Origin of the sequence: Streptomyces sp. NBC_00443 (assembly GCF_036014175.1) — a bacterium.
GTDB lineage: Bacteria > Actinomycetota > Actinomycetes > Streptomycetales > Streptomycetaceae > Streptomyces.
This window is the reverse complement of record NZ_CP107917.1, coordinates 8,594,030-8,611,379: the sequence shown is the minus strand read 5'-3', so window position 1 is coordinate 8,611,379 and position 17,350 is coordinate 8,594,030. Positions and strand designations below refer to the sequence as shown.

The 17,350-nt window shown below is 70.7% G+C and carries 15 protein-coding genes; 8 read left to right on the top strand and 7 right to left on the bottom strand.

Annotated elements, in window-relative coordinates; genetic code table 11:
• The first annotated feature begins 172 nt into the window (after nucleotides 1-172).
• From OHO27_RS39265 to OHO27_RS39255, 3 genes are all read left to right on the top strand, one after another.
• Complete coding sequence (locus OHO27_RS39265) at nucleotides 173-877, top strand: phosphoribosyltransferase (protein WP_328429686.1); 705 nt, start codon at nucleotides 173-175, stop codon at nucleotides 875-877.
• Nucleotides 871-1,518, top strand: a complete 648-nt coding sequence (locus tag OHO27_RS39260; RefSeq protein ID WP_328429685.1) for a dienelactone hydrolase family protein — start codon at nucleotides 871-873, stop codon at nucleotides 1,516-1,518. Before OHO27_RS39265 ends, OHO27_RS39260 begins: the two co-directional genes overlap by 7 nt.
• Nucleotides 1,519-1,660: 142 nt before the next feature.
• The gene (locus OHO27_RS39255; RefSeq protein WP_328429684.1) at nucleotides 1,661-2,632 is read left to right on the top strand and encodes a peptidoglycan-binding domain-containing protein; all 972 of its coding nucleotides are present in this window, start codon (nucleotides 1,661-1,663) and stop codon (nucleotides 2,630-2,632) included.
• A gap of 32 nt (nucleotides 2,633-2,664) precedes the next feature.
• Here OHO27_RS39255 and OHO27_RS39250 read toward each other — a convergent pair whose 3' ends face one another.
• Nucleotides 2,665-3,213 carry a cysteine hydrolase family protein gene (locus tag OHO27_RS39250; protein ID WP_328429683.1) on the bottom strand — a complete coding sequence of 183 codons (549 nt, stop codon included), beginning with the start codon at nucleotides 3,211-3,213 and terminating at the stop codon, nucleotides 2,665-2,667.
• Nucleotides 3,210-4,715 (bottom strand): purine-cytosine permease family protein, encoded by a 1,506-nt coding sequence (locus OHO27_RS39245; RefSeq protein ID WP_328429682.1) that lies wholly within the window; start codon nucleotides 4,713-4,715, stop codon nucleotides 3,210-3,212. The genes OHO27_RS39250 and OHO27_RS39245 overlap by 4 nt, the downstream gene beginning before the upstream one ends.
• Nucleotides 4,716-4,879: 164 nt before the next feature.
• Between OHO27_RS39245 and OHO27_RS39240 the strand changes: the two genes are divergently transcribed.
• Nucleotides 4,880-5,131 carry a hypothetical protein gene (locus OHO27_RS39240; protein WP_328429681.1) on the top strand — a complete coding sequence of 84 codons (252 nt, stop codon included), beginning with the start codon at nucleotides 4,880-4,882 and terminating at the stop codon, nucleotides 5,129-5,131.
• A 116-nt stretch (nucleotides 5,132-5,247) separates the two neighbouring features.
• On the opposite strand, the gene OHO27_RS39235 is transcribed toward OHO27_RS39240, so the two are convergent.
• Nucleotides 5,248-5,943: a type 1 glutamine amidotransferase domain-containing protein gene (locus tag OHO27_RS39235; RefSeq protein ID WP_328429680.1), complete on the bottom strand. Its 696-nt coding sequence runs from the start codon at nucleotides 5,941-5,943 to the stop codon at nucleotides 5,248-5,250.
• Nucleotides 5,944-6,023: 80 nt separating this feature from the next.
• Here OHO27_RS39235 and OHO27_RS39230 point away from each other — a divergent pair, with 80 nt between their 5' ends.
• Entirely contained in the window at nucleotides 6,024-6,983 is a 960-nt protein-coding gene (locus tag OHO27_RS39230; protein ID WP_328429679.1) for a LysR family transcriptional regulator, read from the top strand.
• 68 nt (nucleotides 6,984-7,051) lie between these two features.
• Here OHO27_RS39230 and OHO27_RS39225 read toward each other — a convergent pair whose 3' ends face one another.
• On the bottom strand, nucleotides 7,052-9,022 hold the full coding sequence (locus tag OHO27_RS39225) for a collagenase (RefSeq protein ID WP_328429678.1): 1,971 nt from the start codon (nucleotides 9,020-9,022) through the stop codon (nucleotides 7,052-7,054).
• A 161-nt stretch (nucleotides 9,023-9,183) separates the two neighbouring features.
• Nucleotides 9,184-10,143: a LysR family transcriptional regulator gene (locus OHO27_RS39220; RefSeq protein ID WP_328429677.1), complete on the bottom strand. Its 960-nt coding sequence runs from the start codon at nucleotides 10,141-10,143 to the stop codon at nucleotides 9,184-9,186.
• 134 nt (nucleotides 10,144-10,277) lie between these two features.
• Here OHO27_RS39220 and OHO27_RS39215 point away from each other — a divergent pair, with 134 nt between their 5' ends.
• Complete coding sequence (locus tag OHO27_RS39215) at nucleotides 10,278-11,723, top strand: glyceraldehyde-3-phosphate dehydrogenase (protein WP_328429676.1); 1,446 nt, start codon at nucleotides 10,278-10,280, stop codon at nucleotides 11,721-11,723.
• Nucleotides 11,724-11,793: 70 nt separating this feature from the next.
• Here the strand turns inward: OHO27_RS39215 and OHO27_RS39210 are convergent, their stop codons facing one another.
• Both OHO27_RS39210 and OHO27_RS39205 read right to left on the bottom strand, forming a co-directional pair.
• Nucleotides 11,794-13,434: a thiamine pyrophosphate-binding protein gene (locus OHO27_RS39210; protein ID WP_328429675.1), complete on the bottom strand. Its 1,641-nt coding sequence runs from the start codon at nucleotides 13,432-13,434 to the stop codon at nucleotides 11,794-11,796.
• The gene (locus OHO27_RS39205) at nucleotides 13,431-14,216 is read right to left on the bottom strand and encodes a cyclase family protein (RefSeq protein WP_328429674.1); all 786 of its coding nucleotides are present in this window, start codon (nucleotides 14,214-14,216) and stop codon (nucleotides 13,431-13,433) included. Before OHO27_RS39205 ends, OHO27_RS39210 begins: the two co-directional genes overlap by 4 nt.
• 230 nt (nucleotides 14,217-14,446) lie before the next feature.
• On the opposite strand from OHO27_RS39205, the gene OHO27_RS39200 reads away from it, so the two are divergent.
• Both OHO27_RS39200 and OHO27_RS39195 read left to right on the top strand, forming a co-directional pair.
• A complete protein-coding gene (locus OHO27_RS39200; RefSeq protein ID WP_328429673.1) occupies nucleotides 14,447-16,081 on the top strand; it encodes a cellulase family glycosylhydrolase in 1,635 nt (544 codons plus the stop codon).
• Between the two features lie 181 nt (nucleotides 16,082-16,262).
• Nucleotides 16,263-17,306, top strand: a complete 1,044-nt coding sequence (locus tag OHO27_RS39195; RefSeq protein WP_328429672.1) for an ABC transporter substrate-binding protein — start codon at nucleotides 16,263-16,265, stop codon at nucleotides 17,304-17,306.
• The last annotated feature ends 44 nt before the right edge of the window (nucleotides 17,307-17,350 follow it).

The following is a 17,350-nucleotide window of genomic DNA, read 5'->3' as shown; positions in this document are numbered from 1 at the left end:
CGGCGAGCGCAATCGAAAATTGGCCCTGCCAGCGCAGGGGGCGACTGCGGGTGAGGCCTCGTGCGTGGGCCGTCCGCACACCGTCGGCAGCCCGGCATCCACGGCGGGCGAACAGTCGTAGCCTGAAGAGGTAAGGACAGGCTCCCGCCCTCGTGGGCGCGGGAGGCGGCGTATGCGGTACGACGATCGCAGGGCGGCCGGGCGGCTGCTGGCCGAGACGCTGGAGGAGTGGCGCGGTCAGGACGTGGTGGTGCTGGGGCTGCCGCGAGGCGGGATGCCCGTGGCGGCCGAAGTGGCCCGGCATCTCGGCGCCCCGCTGGATGTGCTGGTGGTGCGCAAGCTGGGCGTGCCCCGGCAGCCGGAGTGGGGGTTCGGCGCGATCGGCGAGCACGGTGTCCGCGTCCTCAACCAGGACGTGATCAGCGAGGCCGGGCTGGACGTCGCCGAGCAGAACGCCGTGGAGCGAGCGGAGCGGGCCGAGCTGGAGCGGCGTGTGCGCGAGTACCGGCAGGGCCGGGCCGCGCTGCCGGTCGCGGGGCGTGTCGCGGTCGTGGTGGACGACGGGCTCGCCACCGGCGCTACGGCGGAGGCGGCCTGCCGGGTCGTACGAGGCCAGGGCGCGGCCCGGGTCGTCCTCGCCGTGCCCGTCGGTCCCACTCACAGCGTCGCCCGACTGCGGCGGGCCGCCGACGAGGTGGTGTGTCCGCAGCCGCTGCGGGCCCTCGGCTCGGTCGGCGCCTGGTACCGGAACTTCGCGCAGACCTCGGACGCCGAGGTCACGTACCTGCTCGCCGAGGCCGCCCGCTCCACACCCCGCTCCCCGCCGGGCAGTCCCCCGAGGGGGCACCGTCGTCACGGCCGGACCGGGACGTGCTGATCCCCGCCGCGGGGGCCCGGCTGGGCGCCCACCTGGTCGTGCCGGACGAGGCCCCCGCGGCCGTGGCGTTCGCGCACGGCAGCGGCAGCGGCCGGCACAGCCCGCGCAACCGCTACGTCGCCTCCGCCCTCAACCGCGCCGGTCTGGCCACGCTGCTGCTCGACCTGCTCAGCGACGACGAGGCCCACGACCGGCACAACGTCTTCGACATCTTCCTGCTCGCCCGCCGCCTGCACGCGGCGTCCCTGTGGCTGCGCGCTGAAACCGGCCTGCCCGTCGCCTACTTCGGGGCCAGTACCGGGGCCGCCGCGGCACTGGAGGCCGCCGCACTGTCCGGCTCCGGCATCCGCTCCGTCGTCTCCCGCGGCGGCCGCCCCGACCTGGCCACGCCGGCGGCGCTGACCCGCCTGCGGGCGCCGACCCTGCTCATCGTCGGCAGCCGCGACACCCAGGTGCTCAGCCTCAACCGCCTGGCCGCCGACCGGATGCACTGCGAACACCGGATCGCCGTCGTACCGGGCGCCACCCACCTCTTCGAGGAACACGGCACCCTCACCACCGTCGCCGAACTGGCCCGCGACTGGTTCACCGCCCACCTCGACCGGCCCACCGCCGGGACGTCGCCGCGCCGGTCGCGGTAGCGGCAACCATCCGCACGCAGCGTCCTCGCCCGGCTTGATCCGGTCGGTCCGGAGGCCCCGGTTCCACCCACACCCGGGGTGATGGAGATTATGTGCAGGACATATGCCTGGACTCAGGATCCTGCACGGAGAGAGACCCCACATGAGCGAACCGAACAGCCTCCTCTGCCCGGAGTGCGACACACCCCGGGCATCGGACGGAACTCCGGCCTGCTCCTGCGCCCGCCTCGCCTCCGACGCCCGCCGGGACGCGCGCACAGCGGAGGCGGCGGCAGCAGAGGACTTCGCTCCGCTGCGGATTCGACGGTTCGTGGAGCTCGGCGACGATGCCGGGGCGAGCCGGGCGACCGAGGACGAAGTACCTCCAGATTCAGGGGACGACGACGAAGTACCGCCAGGTTCAGGCGACTTGGAGATATCAAGGGACTCGGCATCACAAGGGGACACCGGGAACACCCTGGACGCCGGGGACACGGACGACAGCCCCACGTCCCCTGTCCCCGCCCCCGGCGTGGAAACCCTGCAAGGCCCCTCACGCAACCGCCGCCCCCTTCTGATCGCCGTAGCAGGCGTCGCCCTGGTCGTCCTGCTGACCGGTGCCGCCCTGGGCGGGCTCCGCCTCTACGACAGCCCCTCCCGGGCCCGGGCCACGTCCGACGACGTTCGGGCGCCCGTTCCGGACAGCTCCACCGAGGACGGCACATCCCCCGAGGGCCAGTCCGCCGCCACGGCCACCGCATCGCCGGCTCCGAGCCCGACGTCCTCGCCCAGTACGCCCCCGACCGACAGCCCGGCAACCAGGGCCAACTCCGCCGCCACCTCCACCGCGGCCCCCTCCAGCGCCGGCGCCGGCTCAGCCGCCCCCGAACCCACCGCCCCGGAAGGTCAGTCCCCGGTCCTCCGCCTCGGGGATCAAGGGCCCGAGGTCACCGAACTCCAGCTGCGCCTGCGCCAGATGGGCCTCTACGCCGGGGACATCGACGGCGACTACGACCGCGGGGTGGAAGGCTCGGTCCGCACCTACCAACTCACGCGCGTCATCCTCAGCGACGAGTCCGGCGTCTACGGCAAGGCGACCCGTGCCTCCCTGGAATCCGAGACCTCGGAGCCGTGACCACCCGAGGCGGCCGAACTGCTGCGGGTGACTCAGGTCGTCTCCCGCAGCAGTTCGGCGACCGACGTCACCCGGATCAACGGCCGGTACAGGTCCAGCACGTGCAATGCCTTGGCGTGCGACTCGTCATCCACGCCCGCGCAGGCGTCGGCGACGACAAGCACCTCGACGCCCGCGTCGGCGGCGGCCAGGGCGGTCGACAGGACGCAGCAGTCGGTGCTCACGCCGGCCAGGACGAGGCGGCCCGCCGAGGTGGCGCGTCGGGCGAGTTCAGGGGTCCATTTTCCGAAGGTGGCGGCGTCGAGCACGTGCCGTGCGCGGGGCGCGAACTCGTCCGTGAGCTGCCAGAGTTGAGCGTCGGGCGGTTGCAGGGCGAAGGGCCACTGCTCGTAGTACGCCCGCCAGGCGCCCTTCGGGCTCTCGGGTGCCACAAATCGGGTGAACGTGACCCGGTCCCCGAAGGCCGGCAGAAGCCGCCGTACGCCCTCCGCCGCTTCGGCGAATCGCGGGGTGGCCCAGGGGCTGTCGGGATCGGCGAAGACGCGCTGCATGTCGATGACGGTGAGCAGCCCCGTGGTCATGCGGTCGTCGCCCCCTTGTCCGCCGTGGGGCTCGGTGCCTGCGCCTCCTGCGCACGGACGCGTCCGCGACGCAGCACCAGGGTGCCGAGGAAGCCGAGCGCGAGGGCCACGAGGACGCCGAGGTTGGCGTAGGCCCAGGAGCCGGATCGGCCGCCGAGGCCCAGTGGGGTCAGGAGGTAGCCCTGCCAGTCCAGCCAGTTCGCCGTCGAGTTGGTGACCAGGCCCCATCCGAGGGCGGTGGCGGTGAGGGTCAGGAGGAGCGGGGTGAGCGGTACGTCGCCGTAGCGGCCGCTCGGGCGGTAGAGGTCGGGTTCGTCGTAGTCGCGGCGGCGCAGGGTCAGGTCGGCGAGCATGATGCCGCACCAGGCGGCGATGGGGACGCCGAGCGTGGTGAGGAAGCCCATGAACGGGCCGAGGAAGTCGTCGGCGAAGAACACGATGTAGACCGAGCCCACGATCATCAGGACGCCGTCGACGAGCGCGGCCACGTAGCGCGGCACGCGCAGGCCCGCCGACAGCAGGGCCAGGCCGGACGAGTAGATGTCGAGGACCGCGCCGCCGACCAGGCCGAGGACCGCGACGACCGCGAACGGGACGAGGAACCAGGTCGGCAGGATCGTCGTCAGCGCGCCGATCGGGTCCGCGGCGACGGCAGCGCCGAGCTTGGTGGACGAGCCGGCCAGGAGGAGACCGAAGACCAGCAGGAGCAGCGGCGCCAGCGAGCCGCCGAAGGCGGTCCAGCCGATCACACCCCTGCCCGACGCGCTGCGTGGCAGATAGCGGGAGTAGTCGGCGGCCGCGTTGACCCAGCCGAGGCCGAAGCCGGTCATCATGAAGACGAGTGCGCCGATGAACTCCTGAGCGGAGCCCGTGGGTACGGCGCTGACGACGGACCAGTGGATCTCGTCGGCGACGAGGACGACGTACACGACGGTGAGCACGCCGGTGACCGCGGTGATCACGGTCTGCAGCCGCATGATCAGGTCGAAGCCCATGACCCCCACGACCACGGTCAACGCGGCGACCAGGATGAGTGCGACCACCTTGGTCTCGGTGCCGCCGCCCCAGCCGAGCCGTCCGAAGACGGTGGCGGTGGCCATGGTGGCGAGGGCGCAGAGCACGGTCTCCCAGCCGACGGTGAGGACCCACGAGATCACCGACGGCAGGCGGTTGCCGCGCACCCCGTACGCGGCGCGACCGAGGACCATCGTCGGCGCGGATCCGCGTTTCCCGGCCACCGCGACGAACCCGCACAGCAGGAACGAGAAGACGATGCCGACGACCCCGGCGACCAGGGCCTGCCAGAAGGAGATGCCGAAGCCGAGCGCGAAGGCGCCGTAACTCAGGCCCAGGATGGACACGTTGGCCCCGAACCAGGGCCAGAACAGGGTGCGTGGCGTGCCTTTGCGCTCGGCGTCGGCGATCACGTCGAGGCCGTGGGTCTCCAGTTGGAGCCTTCGGCTCGTGGGTGGCCCGTCGAGCGGGTCCGGGGATGTGATCATTCCGGCATCGTCGCACCGCTCTTCCTGCCGCGGAACACCATCTGCCGGAGTCCGTCGCGCTGGTTGCCATGCGACAGTCACTCATCCGAGTGGCTCTTGGTGTACCTCATGCGCTCCGAGGGTGATGTTCATGTGACAACAGCACCCACTGCACAGGAGTACGAATGCGTATTCGCACCGCACTTGCTGCCACCGCCCTCGGCACTCTGGTCGTCTTCGGCGGCGCTGCCGCTGCCCACGCCGATGTCGACGACCAGAGCAGCTTCGGCGCCGGAAGCCAGGAGAACCAGGGCTGGCAGGAGCCCACGTTCAACGACCAGAGCGGCGCCGCCTTCGGCACTGAAGGCAGCCCGGCCATGGAACAGGGGGCGGGCTTCGGTGACGCCGAGGGCGCCGAGGACTCGTTCCTGCAGTAGACAGGCGTAGCCGACGAGGACGTCTCGATGCGTGTCGCGCACGAGGCGTCCTCGGCCGTTGCAGCCACTCGGGCCCGCCACAGCGCCTGGGGGCGCGAGCGGGGCGGCGAGCTGATTCAGCCCAGCTTCTTGAGCAGTTCGACGGCGAGCGGGGCGGCGGAAGCCGGGTTCTGGCCGGTGACCAGGTTGCGGTCGACGACCACGTGCGGGGCCCACGGCTCGCCCACCTGGACCTGGACGCCGGCCTCGGTGAGCCGGTCCTGCAGCAGCCACTTGGCCTTGTCGGCGAAGCCGGACTGGGTCTCCTCGGCATTGGTGAACGCGGCCACCCGGTAACCGGCGAAGGCGTTGGTGCCGTCGGCCTTGGTGGCGGCGAGCAGTGCGGCCGGGGCGTGGCAGACGACACCCAGCGGCTTGCCGCTCTCCAGCGCGAGGGTCAGCAGCCTGCCGGACTCGGCGTTGACGGACAGGTCCTCCATCGGGCCGTGGCCGCCCGGGTAGAACACGGCGGCGTAGTCGCCGAGGTTCACGTCCTCCAGCCGGACCGGCTGCCGCAGCTCCGCCATCGCGGCGAGTACGGCGGCGACCCGGTCGGCGTTCTCCTGACCGTCGTTGAACTCGGGCGCGAGGCTGCCCTTGTCGACGGGCGGCACGACTCCGCCCGGCGTGGCCACGACGACCTCGTGCCCGGCGGCCGTGAACGCCTCGTACGGGGCGACGGCCTCCTCGGCCCAGAAGCCGGTGGGGTGCTTGGTGCCATCGGCCAGCGTCCAGTGGTCGGCGCCGGTCAGCACGAAAAGGATCTTCGACATGGGGGCTCTTTCGAGAGACAGTGAGTCGATGTCCCGACGGTACGCACCTCATGCCATTGGAATCCAATAGGCTCACACATATGAGACATAGGGATTCCGATGAGATGGAGGAGAGCGCCCAGCTCAGCGGTGCGGCGCCGGTGGACCTCAACCTGCTGCGTACGTTCCTGGCCGTGTACCGCACCGGCTCCTTCACCGCCGCCGCCCGGGTGCTGGGTCTGTCGCAGCCGACGGTCACCACACAGATCCGCACGCTGGAACGGCAGCTGGACAGGGAGCTGTTCCAGCGTCTCGCGCGTGGCGTCGCCCCCGCTCCGCACGCGGACGAGCTCGCCTCCCGGATCGTCGAGCCGCTGGACGCCCTGGCCACGGTCACCGGGCCGGGCGGCTCGGCCGACGTCCAGCCCGCGGAGCCGGTCCATCTCGCCGGTCCGGCCGAGCTGCTGACCCACCGCGTCATGCCGGCCCTCGCGCCGCTGGTCGACAAGGGCGTACGGCTGCGCGTCACCCCCGGCCTGACCGAGCCGCTCCTGGAGGAGCTGCGGGCCGGCCGCCACGACCTGGTCCTGTCGACGTACCGGCCGCGTGGTCGCGCCCTGGCCTCGGTGCCGCTGATGGACGAGGAGTTCGTGCTGGTCACGGCTCCCTCCTGGGCGCAGCGCATCGGCGGACCGACGCGGATCGCCGCAGCGGGGCCCGCCGCGCTGCACGGCGTGCCACTCGTCGCCTACGCCGAGGACGTGCCGATCGTGCGGCGCTACTGGCGTCATGTGTTCGGCAAGCGTCTGGTGCGCCACCCGGCGGTCACGATGCCCGACCTGAACGGGGTCAAGGCGGCGGTGACGAGCGGGGCCGGGTTCAGTGTGCTCCCCCGTTACCTGTGCGCCGCCGAGCTGGCGTCGGGCGCGCTGGTCATCCTGCACGACCCGGACGATCCGCCGATCAACACCGGCTTCCTCGTCCAGCGCCCGGGCTCGTCCGGCAGCCCCCATGTCGCGCTGGTCCGCGACCACCTGCTGGGAAGCGCGCGCGACTGGTGACTGAACCTGCTGACGCCGGCGATCCCGTGGCCCGCGCGGATCACCCTGTGCAGGCCACGGGCCGGGTCTCAGATGCCGCGTGCGGAGACCGCGGACCGACCTCGGCCGACGGCCGTGCCGACCGCACAGGCCCCGGCCGCGCACTCCGTCAGCCACTGGTCGAAGTCGGCGTCGTAGCGGGTGCCGATGTCGGAGGCGTAGACGGCGTATCCGCCCGCGTAGTCGCCGACGCGGAAGCGGGCGAGCATGCGGTGGACGTCGGCCGGGTGGCGCTCGAACATGTAGCGGACGGCGAGGTAGCCCCACGGGTAGGTGCGGGTGACGTCGCTGTTGGTGTACGTGTTCTGGAACAGCGTGCTGAGCCGGTACGTGTGCTTGCCCGCCTCGGCGATCGCCCGGTCGTAGGTGATGCCGCGGTAGCCGTAGGAGACGTACTCGGCCACTCCCTCGATCCACCAGACGTCCGGCACCGAGATCTGCTGGGCGAAGTCGCCCTTCATGTTGTGGCGGGCGTCGAGGTAGTGCGTGTACTCGTGGTTGAGGTTCCAGATGCGGGCGGCGTGACCGTCGTCCTGCTCCTTCTGGTACATGACCGCGAACGGCCGGTTGGCGGGGTCCTCAGGGTCTCCGATCAGGGTCATGCCGCCGTTGTCGGTGCTGATCCCGAAGATCGCTCCGGCGTAGGTGCGGTAGTCGGCGGGGGCTGCGAAGACGACGAGGTCGATGGTCGACAGGTACTGGCCGGGTATGGGGCCGTCGTCCTTGACGAGGTCGTGCACGTACGCGTCCTGGCCGAGCACGCTCTTGCACGCCGCGTCGAGGTCGGCCGGGGTGAGCGCCTGGGCCCGGATCATGTGGGTCGCGTCGCAGGGGTGGGTGATCGGCAGGGCGGCCCTGGTGAGTTGGCCGGTCAGGTCGCAGACCGCGTAGTAGGAGCAGTTGGCTCCGTCGTAGTACTCGGCCTGCGTCGCCACCGCGACCCACAGCCCCGCCGTCGGGCCGGTGATCCGTGACGCGCTCAGCAGCTGCCTGGCCAGCGGCCGCACCATGCTTCGCAGCGACGGGTGTTCGACGTAACGGGCCAGGTTCATCCCGGCGTTGGACGCCAGGTACGCCCGGTCGGTGGGCAGCAGGTCGAGGTGGTCGAGCGCGAACCTGTGGAGGGTCCGGGCGAGGTACGGGTCGGCGGCTACGGCGCCCACGTAGTCCGCGTTCCAATTGCCGCGCCACAGCGGGGTGTAGACCGCGTTGACAGCCGCGAGCATGCTGGGGATGGCGTCATAGGAGCTGTCGTAGCCGTTCAGCACCCTCCGGTAGACCTTCAGATAGCGGGCCTGCTGGTCGGCGCTGTCGGTGAGGACGAGGACCTCGCTCAGCACGTCGCCGTTCGCCGCCGTGACGTCCCTCGACGGTGTGCGGGCGAAGAAGGTGTCCAGGCCGCGGACGGTGGTGCGGGCCAGGCGTGTGCCGTAGGGACCGACGTCGGTGGGGTTGTTGAACTGCACGTAGTAGCCGGCGCGCAGGAAGAGCACGAGCTGCCAGATGCGGGTCGAGTTGTCACCGCGATAGCTCTGCGCCGTGCGCGTGAACGCCTCGGCGACGGTGACCATTTGAGACTCACGGAAGACGGCGCGGGCGTTCGTGCCGGTGACCGCGAAGAGGCTGTTGACGCAGTCCGTGGTCGAGGCCTTGACGAAGGCCACGAGCGCGGGTCCCGTTCGGCTCCCGAAGTCGGCGGGACTGCACGGGGCCGCCTTCGGAGCGGCCTGCGCACCGGGGCGTTCGGGCTGGGGCGTCGGCGTCAGCGGCGGCAGATGGGCGGGGGTGCGCTGCCGGTCGCGTACGACAGGGTGGGTGGTGGCGTCGGCGGTCGATCCGGTCGGGGGCGGGGGTGGCGCCGGCTTCCCCGACCGGGTGGGGAGCGGGGCGGTCTCGGCCGCGGGTGCCGCGAGCGCGGGCGTCGACAGCAGGCCGGCCCGAGTGACGCATGCGACGAGCGCGGCGGCCATGTGTCTGGGCAGCACGAAGCGGTAGCGCATCTGGATTCCTCCATGGATGGATGCGCCTCGATACGGGTGCTGAGGCGTGTGTGGCACTGTCTCAACGCCCGCCCGGCCCAACAATGGCGTGTGACATAGCACATTGCACTGACCGGCCATAACGCCCGATGCCGTGGGCGTGACCGAAGTGGAGCCGGGAGCTACGCCTCGCTCACGTTCCACGTGCGGGCCGCCCACGTCCTCAAGTGCGGGGAGTGGGCGACGAGTTCGCGGTAGGCGGCGGTGGCGGACTGCAGCAGCGCGTCGGCCGTAGCCTCGGCGACCACGTCACGCCGCCACGCCAGCACGTAACGGCACCACAGCGGCGTGCCGATCAGCGGCTTGACGACGACCTGCGGGATGGGGCGCGTCGTGGCCTGGACGACGGCGACGCCGTGCCCGTCGGCGATCATTCCCTGCAACTCCAGCCGGTCGCCCAGGAATTCGTGCACCGCCGATGGACTGAAGCCGGCCGACGCGCAGGCCGCGTGGAAGACGCCGGGCCATCCGGCCCCGTCGTCCGGCGTCAGGAACCAGGCCTCCTCGGCCAGATCCGCGAGGGCGACGTGAGCGCGGTGTGCGAGCGGGTGGCGGGACGGCAGGGCGACGAAGTTCGGCTCGGTGACGATCCCGCGATGGGCCACGGTGTCGGAGTGCTCCAGCTCCCGGCCGGGGTAGTCCGCGGCGATGGCCACGTCCACCCCGCCCTCCTCCAGCAGTTCGACGATCCGGGAGGAGGCGTACACGCTGCTCACGGCGAGCGAGACGTCCGGCAGCCGGGCACGGACACCCGACAGCATGCCCGCGAGCATCGGAGAGTTCGTCGCCGCCACACGCAGCGTCCGCCGTGCGGGCGCGGCGCCGGAGGCCGGCCGGCGTCCGATGGCGTCGGCGCGGGCGAGGACGTCGCGGGCCTGGGCGACCACCTCGAAGCCGTACGCGGTCAACCGCACTCCGGTCGGCCCGCGCTCGAACACCGACTCGCCGAAGTACCGCTCGATCCGGCGGAGTTGGGTGCTCATCGCGGGCTGCGAGTAGCCCAGCTCGGCCGCCGCCCGGCCCACGCTCCCCGCGTCCGCGATGGCGCACAGCACGCGCAGATGCCGTAGCTCCAGCTCCACCCTTCACTCCTCCTCCGCATACAGGGAAAAAGCCTGTAAACCGGGGCACTCTCCCACCTCACCGACCCCCCTTGGAATGATCGTCGCACCCTGCGGTTAGCATATGAGCGCCACCTAGCTCGAAAGATAGGCCCGTGACTGTCAACGACGACTCGTTCACCAACTGGAAGACCCGCGAGGAGATCGCGGAGTCGATGATCCCGCTCATCGGGAAGCTGCACCGGGAGCGGGACGTCACCGTCCTCCTCCACAGCCGCTCCCTGGTGAACAAGTCGGTGGTCAGCATCCTGAAGACCCACCGGTTCGCCCGGCAGATCGCCGGTGAGGAGCTCTCGGTCACCGAGACCCTGCCCTTCGTGCAGGCCCTCACCGCGCTGGACCTCGGCCCGTCGCAGATCGACATCGGCATGCTCGCCGCGACGTACAAGGCCGACGACCGCGGTCTGACCGTCGAGGCGTTCACCGCCGAGGCCGTCGCCGGCGCCACCGGAGCCAACAAGATCGAGCGCGGCGAGGGCCGCGACGTCGTCCTGTACGGCTTCGGCCGCATCGGCCGTCTCGTCGCCCGCCTGCTGATCGAGAAGTCCGGCTCGGGCAACGGGCTGCGGCTGCGTGCCATCGTCGTGCGCGGCGGCGGCGAGCAGGACATCGTCAAGCGTGCCTCCCTGCTGCGCCGCGACTCCATCCACGGCCAGTTCCAGGGCACGATCACCGTCGACGAGGCGAGCAGCACGATCTTCGCCAACGGCAACGCGATCAAGGTGATCTACGCGAACGACCCGTCCGAGGTCGACTACACGGCGTACGGCATCAAGAACGCCATCCTCATCGACAACACCGGCAAGTGGCGCGACCGCGAGGGCCTGTCCGAGCACCTGCGCCCCGGCATCGACAAGGTCGTCCTGACCGCGCCGGGCAAGGGCGATGTCCCCAACATCGTGCACGGCGTCAACCACGACACCCTGAAGCCGGACGAGCAGATCCTGTCCTGCGCCTCCTGCACCACCAACGCCATAGTCCCGCCGCTGAAGGCGATGGAGGACGAGTACGGCGTGCTGCGCGGTCATGTGGAGACCGTCCACTCGTTCACCAACGACCAGAACCTGCTGGACAACTACCACAAGTCCGAGCGCCGTGGCCGCTCCGCGCCGCTGAACATGGTCATCACCGAGACCGGCGCCGCCTCCGCCGTGGCCAAGGCGCTGCCCGACCTCAAGGCGCGGATCACGGGCAGCTCGATCCGTGTCCCGGTGCCGGACGTGTCGATCGCGATCCTGAACCTCCAGCTCAAGCGGGAGACGACGCGCGAGGAGGTCCTGGACTACCTGCGCGACGTGTCGCTGACCTCGCCGCTGCGCCGCCAGATCGACTTCACCTCGGCCCCCGACGCGGTCTCCAGCGACTTCATCGGCTCGCGCCACGCGTCGATCATCGACGCCGGAGCGCTGAAGGTGGAGGGTGACAACGCGATCCTCTACCTCTGGTACGACAACGAGTTCGGCTACTCCTGCCAGGTCATCCGCGTCGTCCAGCACGTCTCCGGGGTGGAGTACCCGACCTACCCGGCCCCGGCGGTCTGATCCCGCCCACGTCGACCCGCCTGTCGCCCTGCGCTGAGCTGCGGCGGGCGGGTCGACGTTCGCGGAGCCCTCAGTGGCCGCGGAACGCCTCCTCCAGCCACCACGACCCTCGGTCGGCGACGACCTTGGCGTCGACCAGCAACGGCGCGGTCCGCGGCCCGGCGACCCAGTCCACCACGGCCTTCAGGTCGGCCCGGGTCCGAACGGTCACCGCCTCGAAGCCGTAGCCCCGCCCCACGGCGGCGATGTCCGTCGGCGGGAAGCGCACCGTGTCCAGCGGGTGCCCGTGCGGACCGAAGTGGTGCACCTCGGCACCGTAGGCCTCGTCGTCGTACACGACGACCACCATCGGCAGCCCGAGCCGGCGCACGGTGTCCAGTTCCACGGCACTCATCAGCGCGCCCCCGTCCCCGAGCGCCGCCACGGGCAGCCTGTCCGGCTGTGCCAGGGCCGCCCCGATCGTGGTCGCCAGCCCCAGCCCGATCGACTGGAAGGCCTGCGTGAAGCAGAAGCCCTTCTCGTCCGGCACCGACCAGTACGCGCTCGGGTAGCCCATGAAGTTGCCGGAGTCCACGCCGACCACGCGCTCCGCGGGCAGGATGTCGTCGAGCGCGATGCTCAACGTCCTCGGATCGATCCGCTCCCGCGTGCTCCTGTCCTCGTACGGCACGTCACGCAGCCGCGCGCGGGCGGCGATGGCCGCGCGGACTTCTGTGGTCCGATACCCCTGCCGCTGCCCGTCACCCGCCTCGAACACCTGGCACGCGGTGAGCCCGACGTCTCCGGTGACTCCGAGATGCACCGGCCGGTGCGCGCCGAGCGCCGACGGCTCGTCGTCGACCTGTACGAGGGTGGCGTCGGCGCCGATGAGGTTGCCGTGCCGCATCGTCCACATGTTGAGGGCGCAGCCCCAGCCGACGATCAGGTCCGCGCCCTGGAGCAGTTCGGCAACCAGGGGCGAGGCGAAGCCGCCGGAGATGCCCAGGGACCAGAGGTTTCCGTGAAAGAGCCCGTGGGTGACGGCCGAGGTCGCCAGCAGCGCGCCGTGCCGTTCGGCGAGCGCCTCCAGGGCCTCGCGACAGCCCGGCCCGCGTGCTCCCCGGCCGGCCACGAAGACGGGCCGTCGGGCCTGCCCGAGCAACCGGGACAAGGCAGCCACCTCGTCGGCGTCCGGTTCGACCGCGGCCCGCCGCGGCGGGGGCGCCGCCTGCGCAAGGGCACCGTCGGGCACCTCCAGCGCCTGCACCGGCAGCGGAAGGTTGAGCAGGACGGTACGCCGCTCTGCCACCGCCAGCCGTACCGCCGCGCACGCCTGCTCGACGGCTTCCTCCGCGGACGTGACCCGAACCGTGACCGCGCCCACCGCGCGGGCCAACGCCTCTTGGTCGACATAGAAGTTGGACCGTGGCTCGGTCACCTCGGCGGCCAGGACGACGAGCAGCGTACGGCTCTTCGCCGCCTCCGCGATTCCCGTCATCGCGTTGGTCAGGCCGGGCCCCTGATGCACGCTCACGACGGCGACCGTGCCGCTGGTCCGGGCGTACGCGTCGGCCATCGTCGCCGCGCCGCCCTCATGGCGTGCGGCGACGAAGCGCGCCCCCGCCGCGACCATCGCGTTCGTCACATGGAAGTTGCCCGATCCGACCACCCCGAAGACCTGGCCCACCCCAGCCGCGCACAGTGCCCGGCCGACCGCTTCCGCGACGTTCATGAGCGCTCCACCAGCGCCAGCACCCGTGCCGGAGCCCCGGAGCCGGTGACGATGGGTAGCGGTCCGGCGATGACGACGGCGCCGGTAGGCGGCAGCGCGGCGAGGTTCTGCAACTGCGTCAGCCCGTACTTGCCGCTGCCCATGAGGTAGGAGTGGCACGGAAAGGCGGGCTCGAACGAGTGCGCGCCCCCGGCGTCCGTGCCCACCGTCTCGACGCCGAGCCCGGTCACCGGCGACTCCTCGGCCACCCAACGGGCGCACTCCACCGACAGTCCCGGGGTGTGCGGGCCGTTCTCGTCGGCGTTGAGGAACGTCTCCTGGGAGTGCGAGCGGGCATCCCAGCCGGTGCGCAGCAGCAGCCAACCCCCTTCGGGCAACGGGCCGTTCTCGGCTTCCCAGGCCTTCACGTGGTCGACCTCGACAAGGAAGTCGGGGTTCTTGGCCACCTCGGCGGTGAAGTCCAGGACGACCGCCGGGGCGACCAGCCTGCCGACCGGCACCGAGGCCACGTCGGTGAGGTCCTTGCCGGTGACCCAGTGGTTGGGGGCGTCGAAGTGGGTGCCGGTGTGCTCGCCGCTGCGGAAGTTGTTCCAGTACCAGGCGGGGCCCCGGTCGTCGTACCGGCTGATCTCCTCCAGTTCGAAGACGGCGGTCTGACCGAACTGGTGCGGCAGTTGGATCACCGGTGTCGACGACGACAGGGGCGAGGTGAGGTCGACGACTTCGATCGATCCACCCCGCAACCCGGACACCAGCGCGGCAAGGACGGACGGCTCGGGCATGGGCGTCTCCTCGGTCGGTGCTCTCCATGACAGCATCGCAGCCGTACTTCCCGCCCCTTGACGCGTCAATGACAACAGTGGCTTGATGGAAGATGGGAGCGCTCCCACTCATACGGCACCCTCAGAACGGCACCCCCTCAGAACGGCACCCGCGGCACAGCCGCCGACGGCACGGCGGCGAGAACCATCTGACACTCCCCCGACCCCAACTCGCTTCTCCTGGAGCCGCCATGAGATCCCGCATCGCCGCCGCCCCGCGGCCGATCACCGCAGCCGCTGCCCTCCTGGGCCTTCTCCTGCCGCTGATTGCCTTCGTCACACCGGCACATGCAGCGCCGCCCGGCTTCCGCATCGCGAACGGCCGACTGCTGGAGGCGAACGGGAACGACTTCGTCATGCGGGGCGTCAACCATGCCCACACCTGGTATCCGGACCGCGTCAGCTCCCTCGCCCACATCAAGGCCAAGGGCGCGAACACGGTGCGGGTGGTCCTCTCCAGCGGTGACCGCTGGACCCGCAACGACACCGCCGACGTGGCGAACGTCGTCGCCCAGTGCAAGCAGAACCGCCTCATCTGTGTCCTGGAGGTCCATGACACCACGGGCTACGGCGAGCAGAGCGGCGCCGTCACGCTCTCCCGGGCCGCGGACTACTGGGTCGGCGTGCAGAGCGCGCTGCTCGGCCAGGAGGACTACGTCATCGTCAACATCGGCAACGAGCCGTACGGCAACACGAATTACGCGGCGTGGACGGCCGACACCAAGGCGGCCATCCAGAAGCTGCGCGCCGCCGGTTTCCAGCACACCATCATGGTCGACGCACCCAACTGGGGTCAGGACTGGGCGTTCACGATGCGCGACAACGCCGCCTCGGTCTTCGCCGCCGACCCGGACGCCAACACGATCTTCTCCATCCACATGTACGGCGTGTTCGACACGGCCGCCGAGATCAGCGACTATCTGAACCGCTTCGTGTCGGCCCAACTCCCCATCATGATCGGCGAGTTCGGTCACAACCACTCGGACGGCGACCCCGACGAGGACACCATCCTCGCGCTCACCCGGCAGCTCGGCCTCGGCTATCTCGGCTGGTCCTGGAGCGGCAACGGTGGCGGGGTCGAGTACCTGGACATGGTCACGAACTTCGACCCGAACCAGCTGACTTCATGGGGGCAGCGGATCTTCAACGGTGCGGACGGCATCGCCGCCACGTCCGAGGAAGCCACCGTCTACTCCTCTTCCGGGGGCGACGCCACTCCCCCGACCGCCCCGGGGACACCGTCCGCCTCCGCCGTGACGTCCTCGTCCGTCACCCTGAACTGGACCGCCTCCACCGACGCGAACGGTGTGACGGGTTACGACGTCGTCCGCATCGACGGCGGGACCGAGACCGCCGCCACCACGACGACCGGCACCTCCGCAACGGTCACCGGCCTCGCCCCGGCGACCGCCTACACCCTCGCCGTCTACGCGCGCGACGCGATGGGTAACCGCTCGCAGCGTTCGGGCACAGTGGCGGTCACGACGTCGTCCGCAGGCTCGTCGGCGTCATGCGGTGTCGCCTACCGGGTGGCGAACGAGTGGCCCGGCGGCTTCCAGGGCGAGATCGTCATCCGCAACACCGGCAGCTCGGCCATCAACGGCTGGACGCTGCGCTGGACCTTTCCGGACGGTCAGCGCGTCAGCAATCTGTGGGGCGGCACCGCGACCCAGAGCCGCACCGACGTGAGCGTCGCCTCCGCGTCGTACACGGCGTCGATCACCCCGGCCGGTTCGGTCACCCTGGGCTTCACGGCCACGAAGGGCAGCGCGAACCCGAGCCCGGCCGCCTTCACGCTGAACGACTCCGCCTGCTCGCTGCCCTGACCCGCACACGCTCGCAGTCCTTGGCGTCCTGGCAGGTCAGGGCGCCAAGGAAGTCCCACGTCCACGGCACAGGACCGTGACAGGAACCACACAACCCTCGTGTGCGGCGCACGAAGACCGTGCGGATAAGGTGAGCCTGGCCTAATTGACGGCCACATGTGCACCATGAGGGAGCCCTGTCATGCTTCACCGGCGCCGCGGCACAGCCGCCGTCGCTCTTGCCGTCGCCGCCGCACTGTCCCTCGCGGCCTGTGGCAGCTCCAACGACGGCTCGGACAACGCGGGTTCCGCGGCCGGGTCCGGCAACAAGAAGGACGTGGCCAAGGGCGGCAAGGACTTCGCGTCCGCCGCCGAGAAGACCGCCGCGATGGGCACCGACGCCAAGCCGGGCCAGTGGCCGCGCACCATCGAGCACGCCATGGGCGAGACGGTCATCGACTCCCAGCCCAAGCGTGTGGTGGTCCTCGACGTCGGCGAGCTCGACAACGTCGTCTCGCTCGGCATCAAGCCGGTCGGCCTCGCCCCCACCGAGGGCTCCCCCGAACTGCCTTCCTACCTGAAGAAGGACGCCGGCAGCCCCAAGAACGTCGGCACGATCAACAACCTCAACCTGGAGGCCATCGCCGGCCTCAAGCCGGACTTGATCCTCGGCAGCCAGCTGCGCGCCGCGGACAAGTACGACGAGCTGTCGAAGATCGCGCCCACCGTCTTCTCCATCCGGCCCGGCTTCACGTGGAAGGAGAACTACCTCCTCAACGCCGCGGCCCTGGACAAGACCGCCGACGCCAAGGCGAAGCTCGCCGCCTACGACAAGAAGGTCGACGCGCTCGACGCCGAGCTGGGCGCCGAGAGGCCGACCGTGTCGATGGTGCGTTACCTGCCCGACGGTGTGATCCGGCTGTACGCCAACGCCTCGTTCATCGGCACCATCCTCAAGGACGCCGGCATCCCGCGCCCGAAGAACCAGGACATCGAGGACCTGGCCGCCGAGGTCAGCGCCGAGAACATCGACCAGGCCGACGCGGACTACATCTTCACCGGCGTGTACGGCGACGCGAAGGCCACCGACAAGTCCCGCGCGCAGGGCAACCCGCTGTGGAAGAACCTGAAGGCGGTCAAGGCCGGGCACGCGTACGACGTCCCGGACGAGACCTGGTACCTGGGTCTGGGCGTGACCGCGGCCGACGAGGTCCTCGCGGACCTGGAGAAGTACCTCACCAAGTAAGGCCCTTGTACAGAACCAAGTAAGGCCCTTGTACGGACAGGGGA

What these genes read in the sequence shown, in the direction of transcription:
- OHO27_RS39265 (WP_328429686.1), top strand. Translation starts at nt 173, where the DNA reads ATGCGGTACGACGATCGCAGGGCGGCCGGGCGGCTGCTGGCCGAGACG.
- OHO27_RS39255 (WP_328429684.1), top strand. Translation starts at nt 1,661, where the DNA reads ATGAGCGAACCGAACAGCCTCCTCTGCCCGGAGTGCGACACACCCCGG.
- OHO27_RS39250 (WP_328429683.1), bottom strand. Translation starts at nt 3,213, where the DNA reads ATGACCACGGGGCTGCTCACCGTCATCGACATGCAGCGCGTCTTCGCC.
- OHO27_RS39245 (WP_328429682.1), bottom strand. Translation starts at nt 4,715, where the DNA reads ATGATCACATCCCCGGACCCGCTCGACGGGCCACCCACGAGCCGAAGG.
- OHO27_RS39240 (WP_328429681.1), top strand. Translation starts at nt 4,880, where the DNA reads ATGCGTATTCGCACCGCACTTGCTGCCACCGCCCTCGGCACTCTGGTC.
- OHO27_RS39235 (WP_328429680.1), bottom strand. Translation starts at nt 5,943, where the DNA reads ATGTCGAAGATCCTTTTCGTGCTGACCGGCGCCGACCACTGGACGCTG.
- OHO27_RS39230 (WP_328429679.1), top strand. Translation starts at nt 6,024, where the DNA reads ATGAGACATAGGGATTCCGATGAGATGGAGGAGAGCGCCCAGCTCAGC.
- OHO27_RS39225 (WP_328429678.1), bottom strand. Translation starts at nt 9,022, where the DNA reads ATGCGCTACCGCTTCGTGCTGCCCAGACACATGGCCGCCGCGCTCGTC.
- OHO27_RS39210 (WP_328429675.1), bottom strand. Translation starts at nt 13,434, where the DNA reads ATGAACGTCGCGGAAGCGGTCGGCCGGGCACTGTGCGCGGCTGGGGTG.
- OHO27_RS39205 (WP_328429674.1), bottom strand. Translation starts at nt 14,216, where the DNA reads ATGCCCGAGCCGTCCGTCCTTGCCGCGCTGGTGTCCGGGTTGCGGGGT.
- OHO27_RS39200 (WP_328429673.1), top strand. Translation starts at nt 14,447, where the DNA reads ATGAGATCCCGCATCGCCGCCGCCCCGCGGCCGATCACCGCAGCCGCT.
- OHO27_RS39195 (WP_328429672.1), top strand. Translation starts at nt 16,263, where the DNA reads ATGCTTCACCGGCGCCGCGGCACAGCCGCCGTCGCTCTTGCCGTCGCC.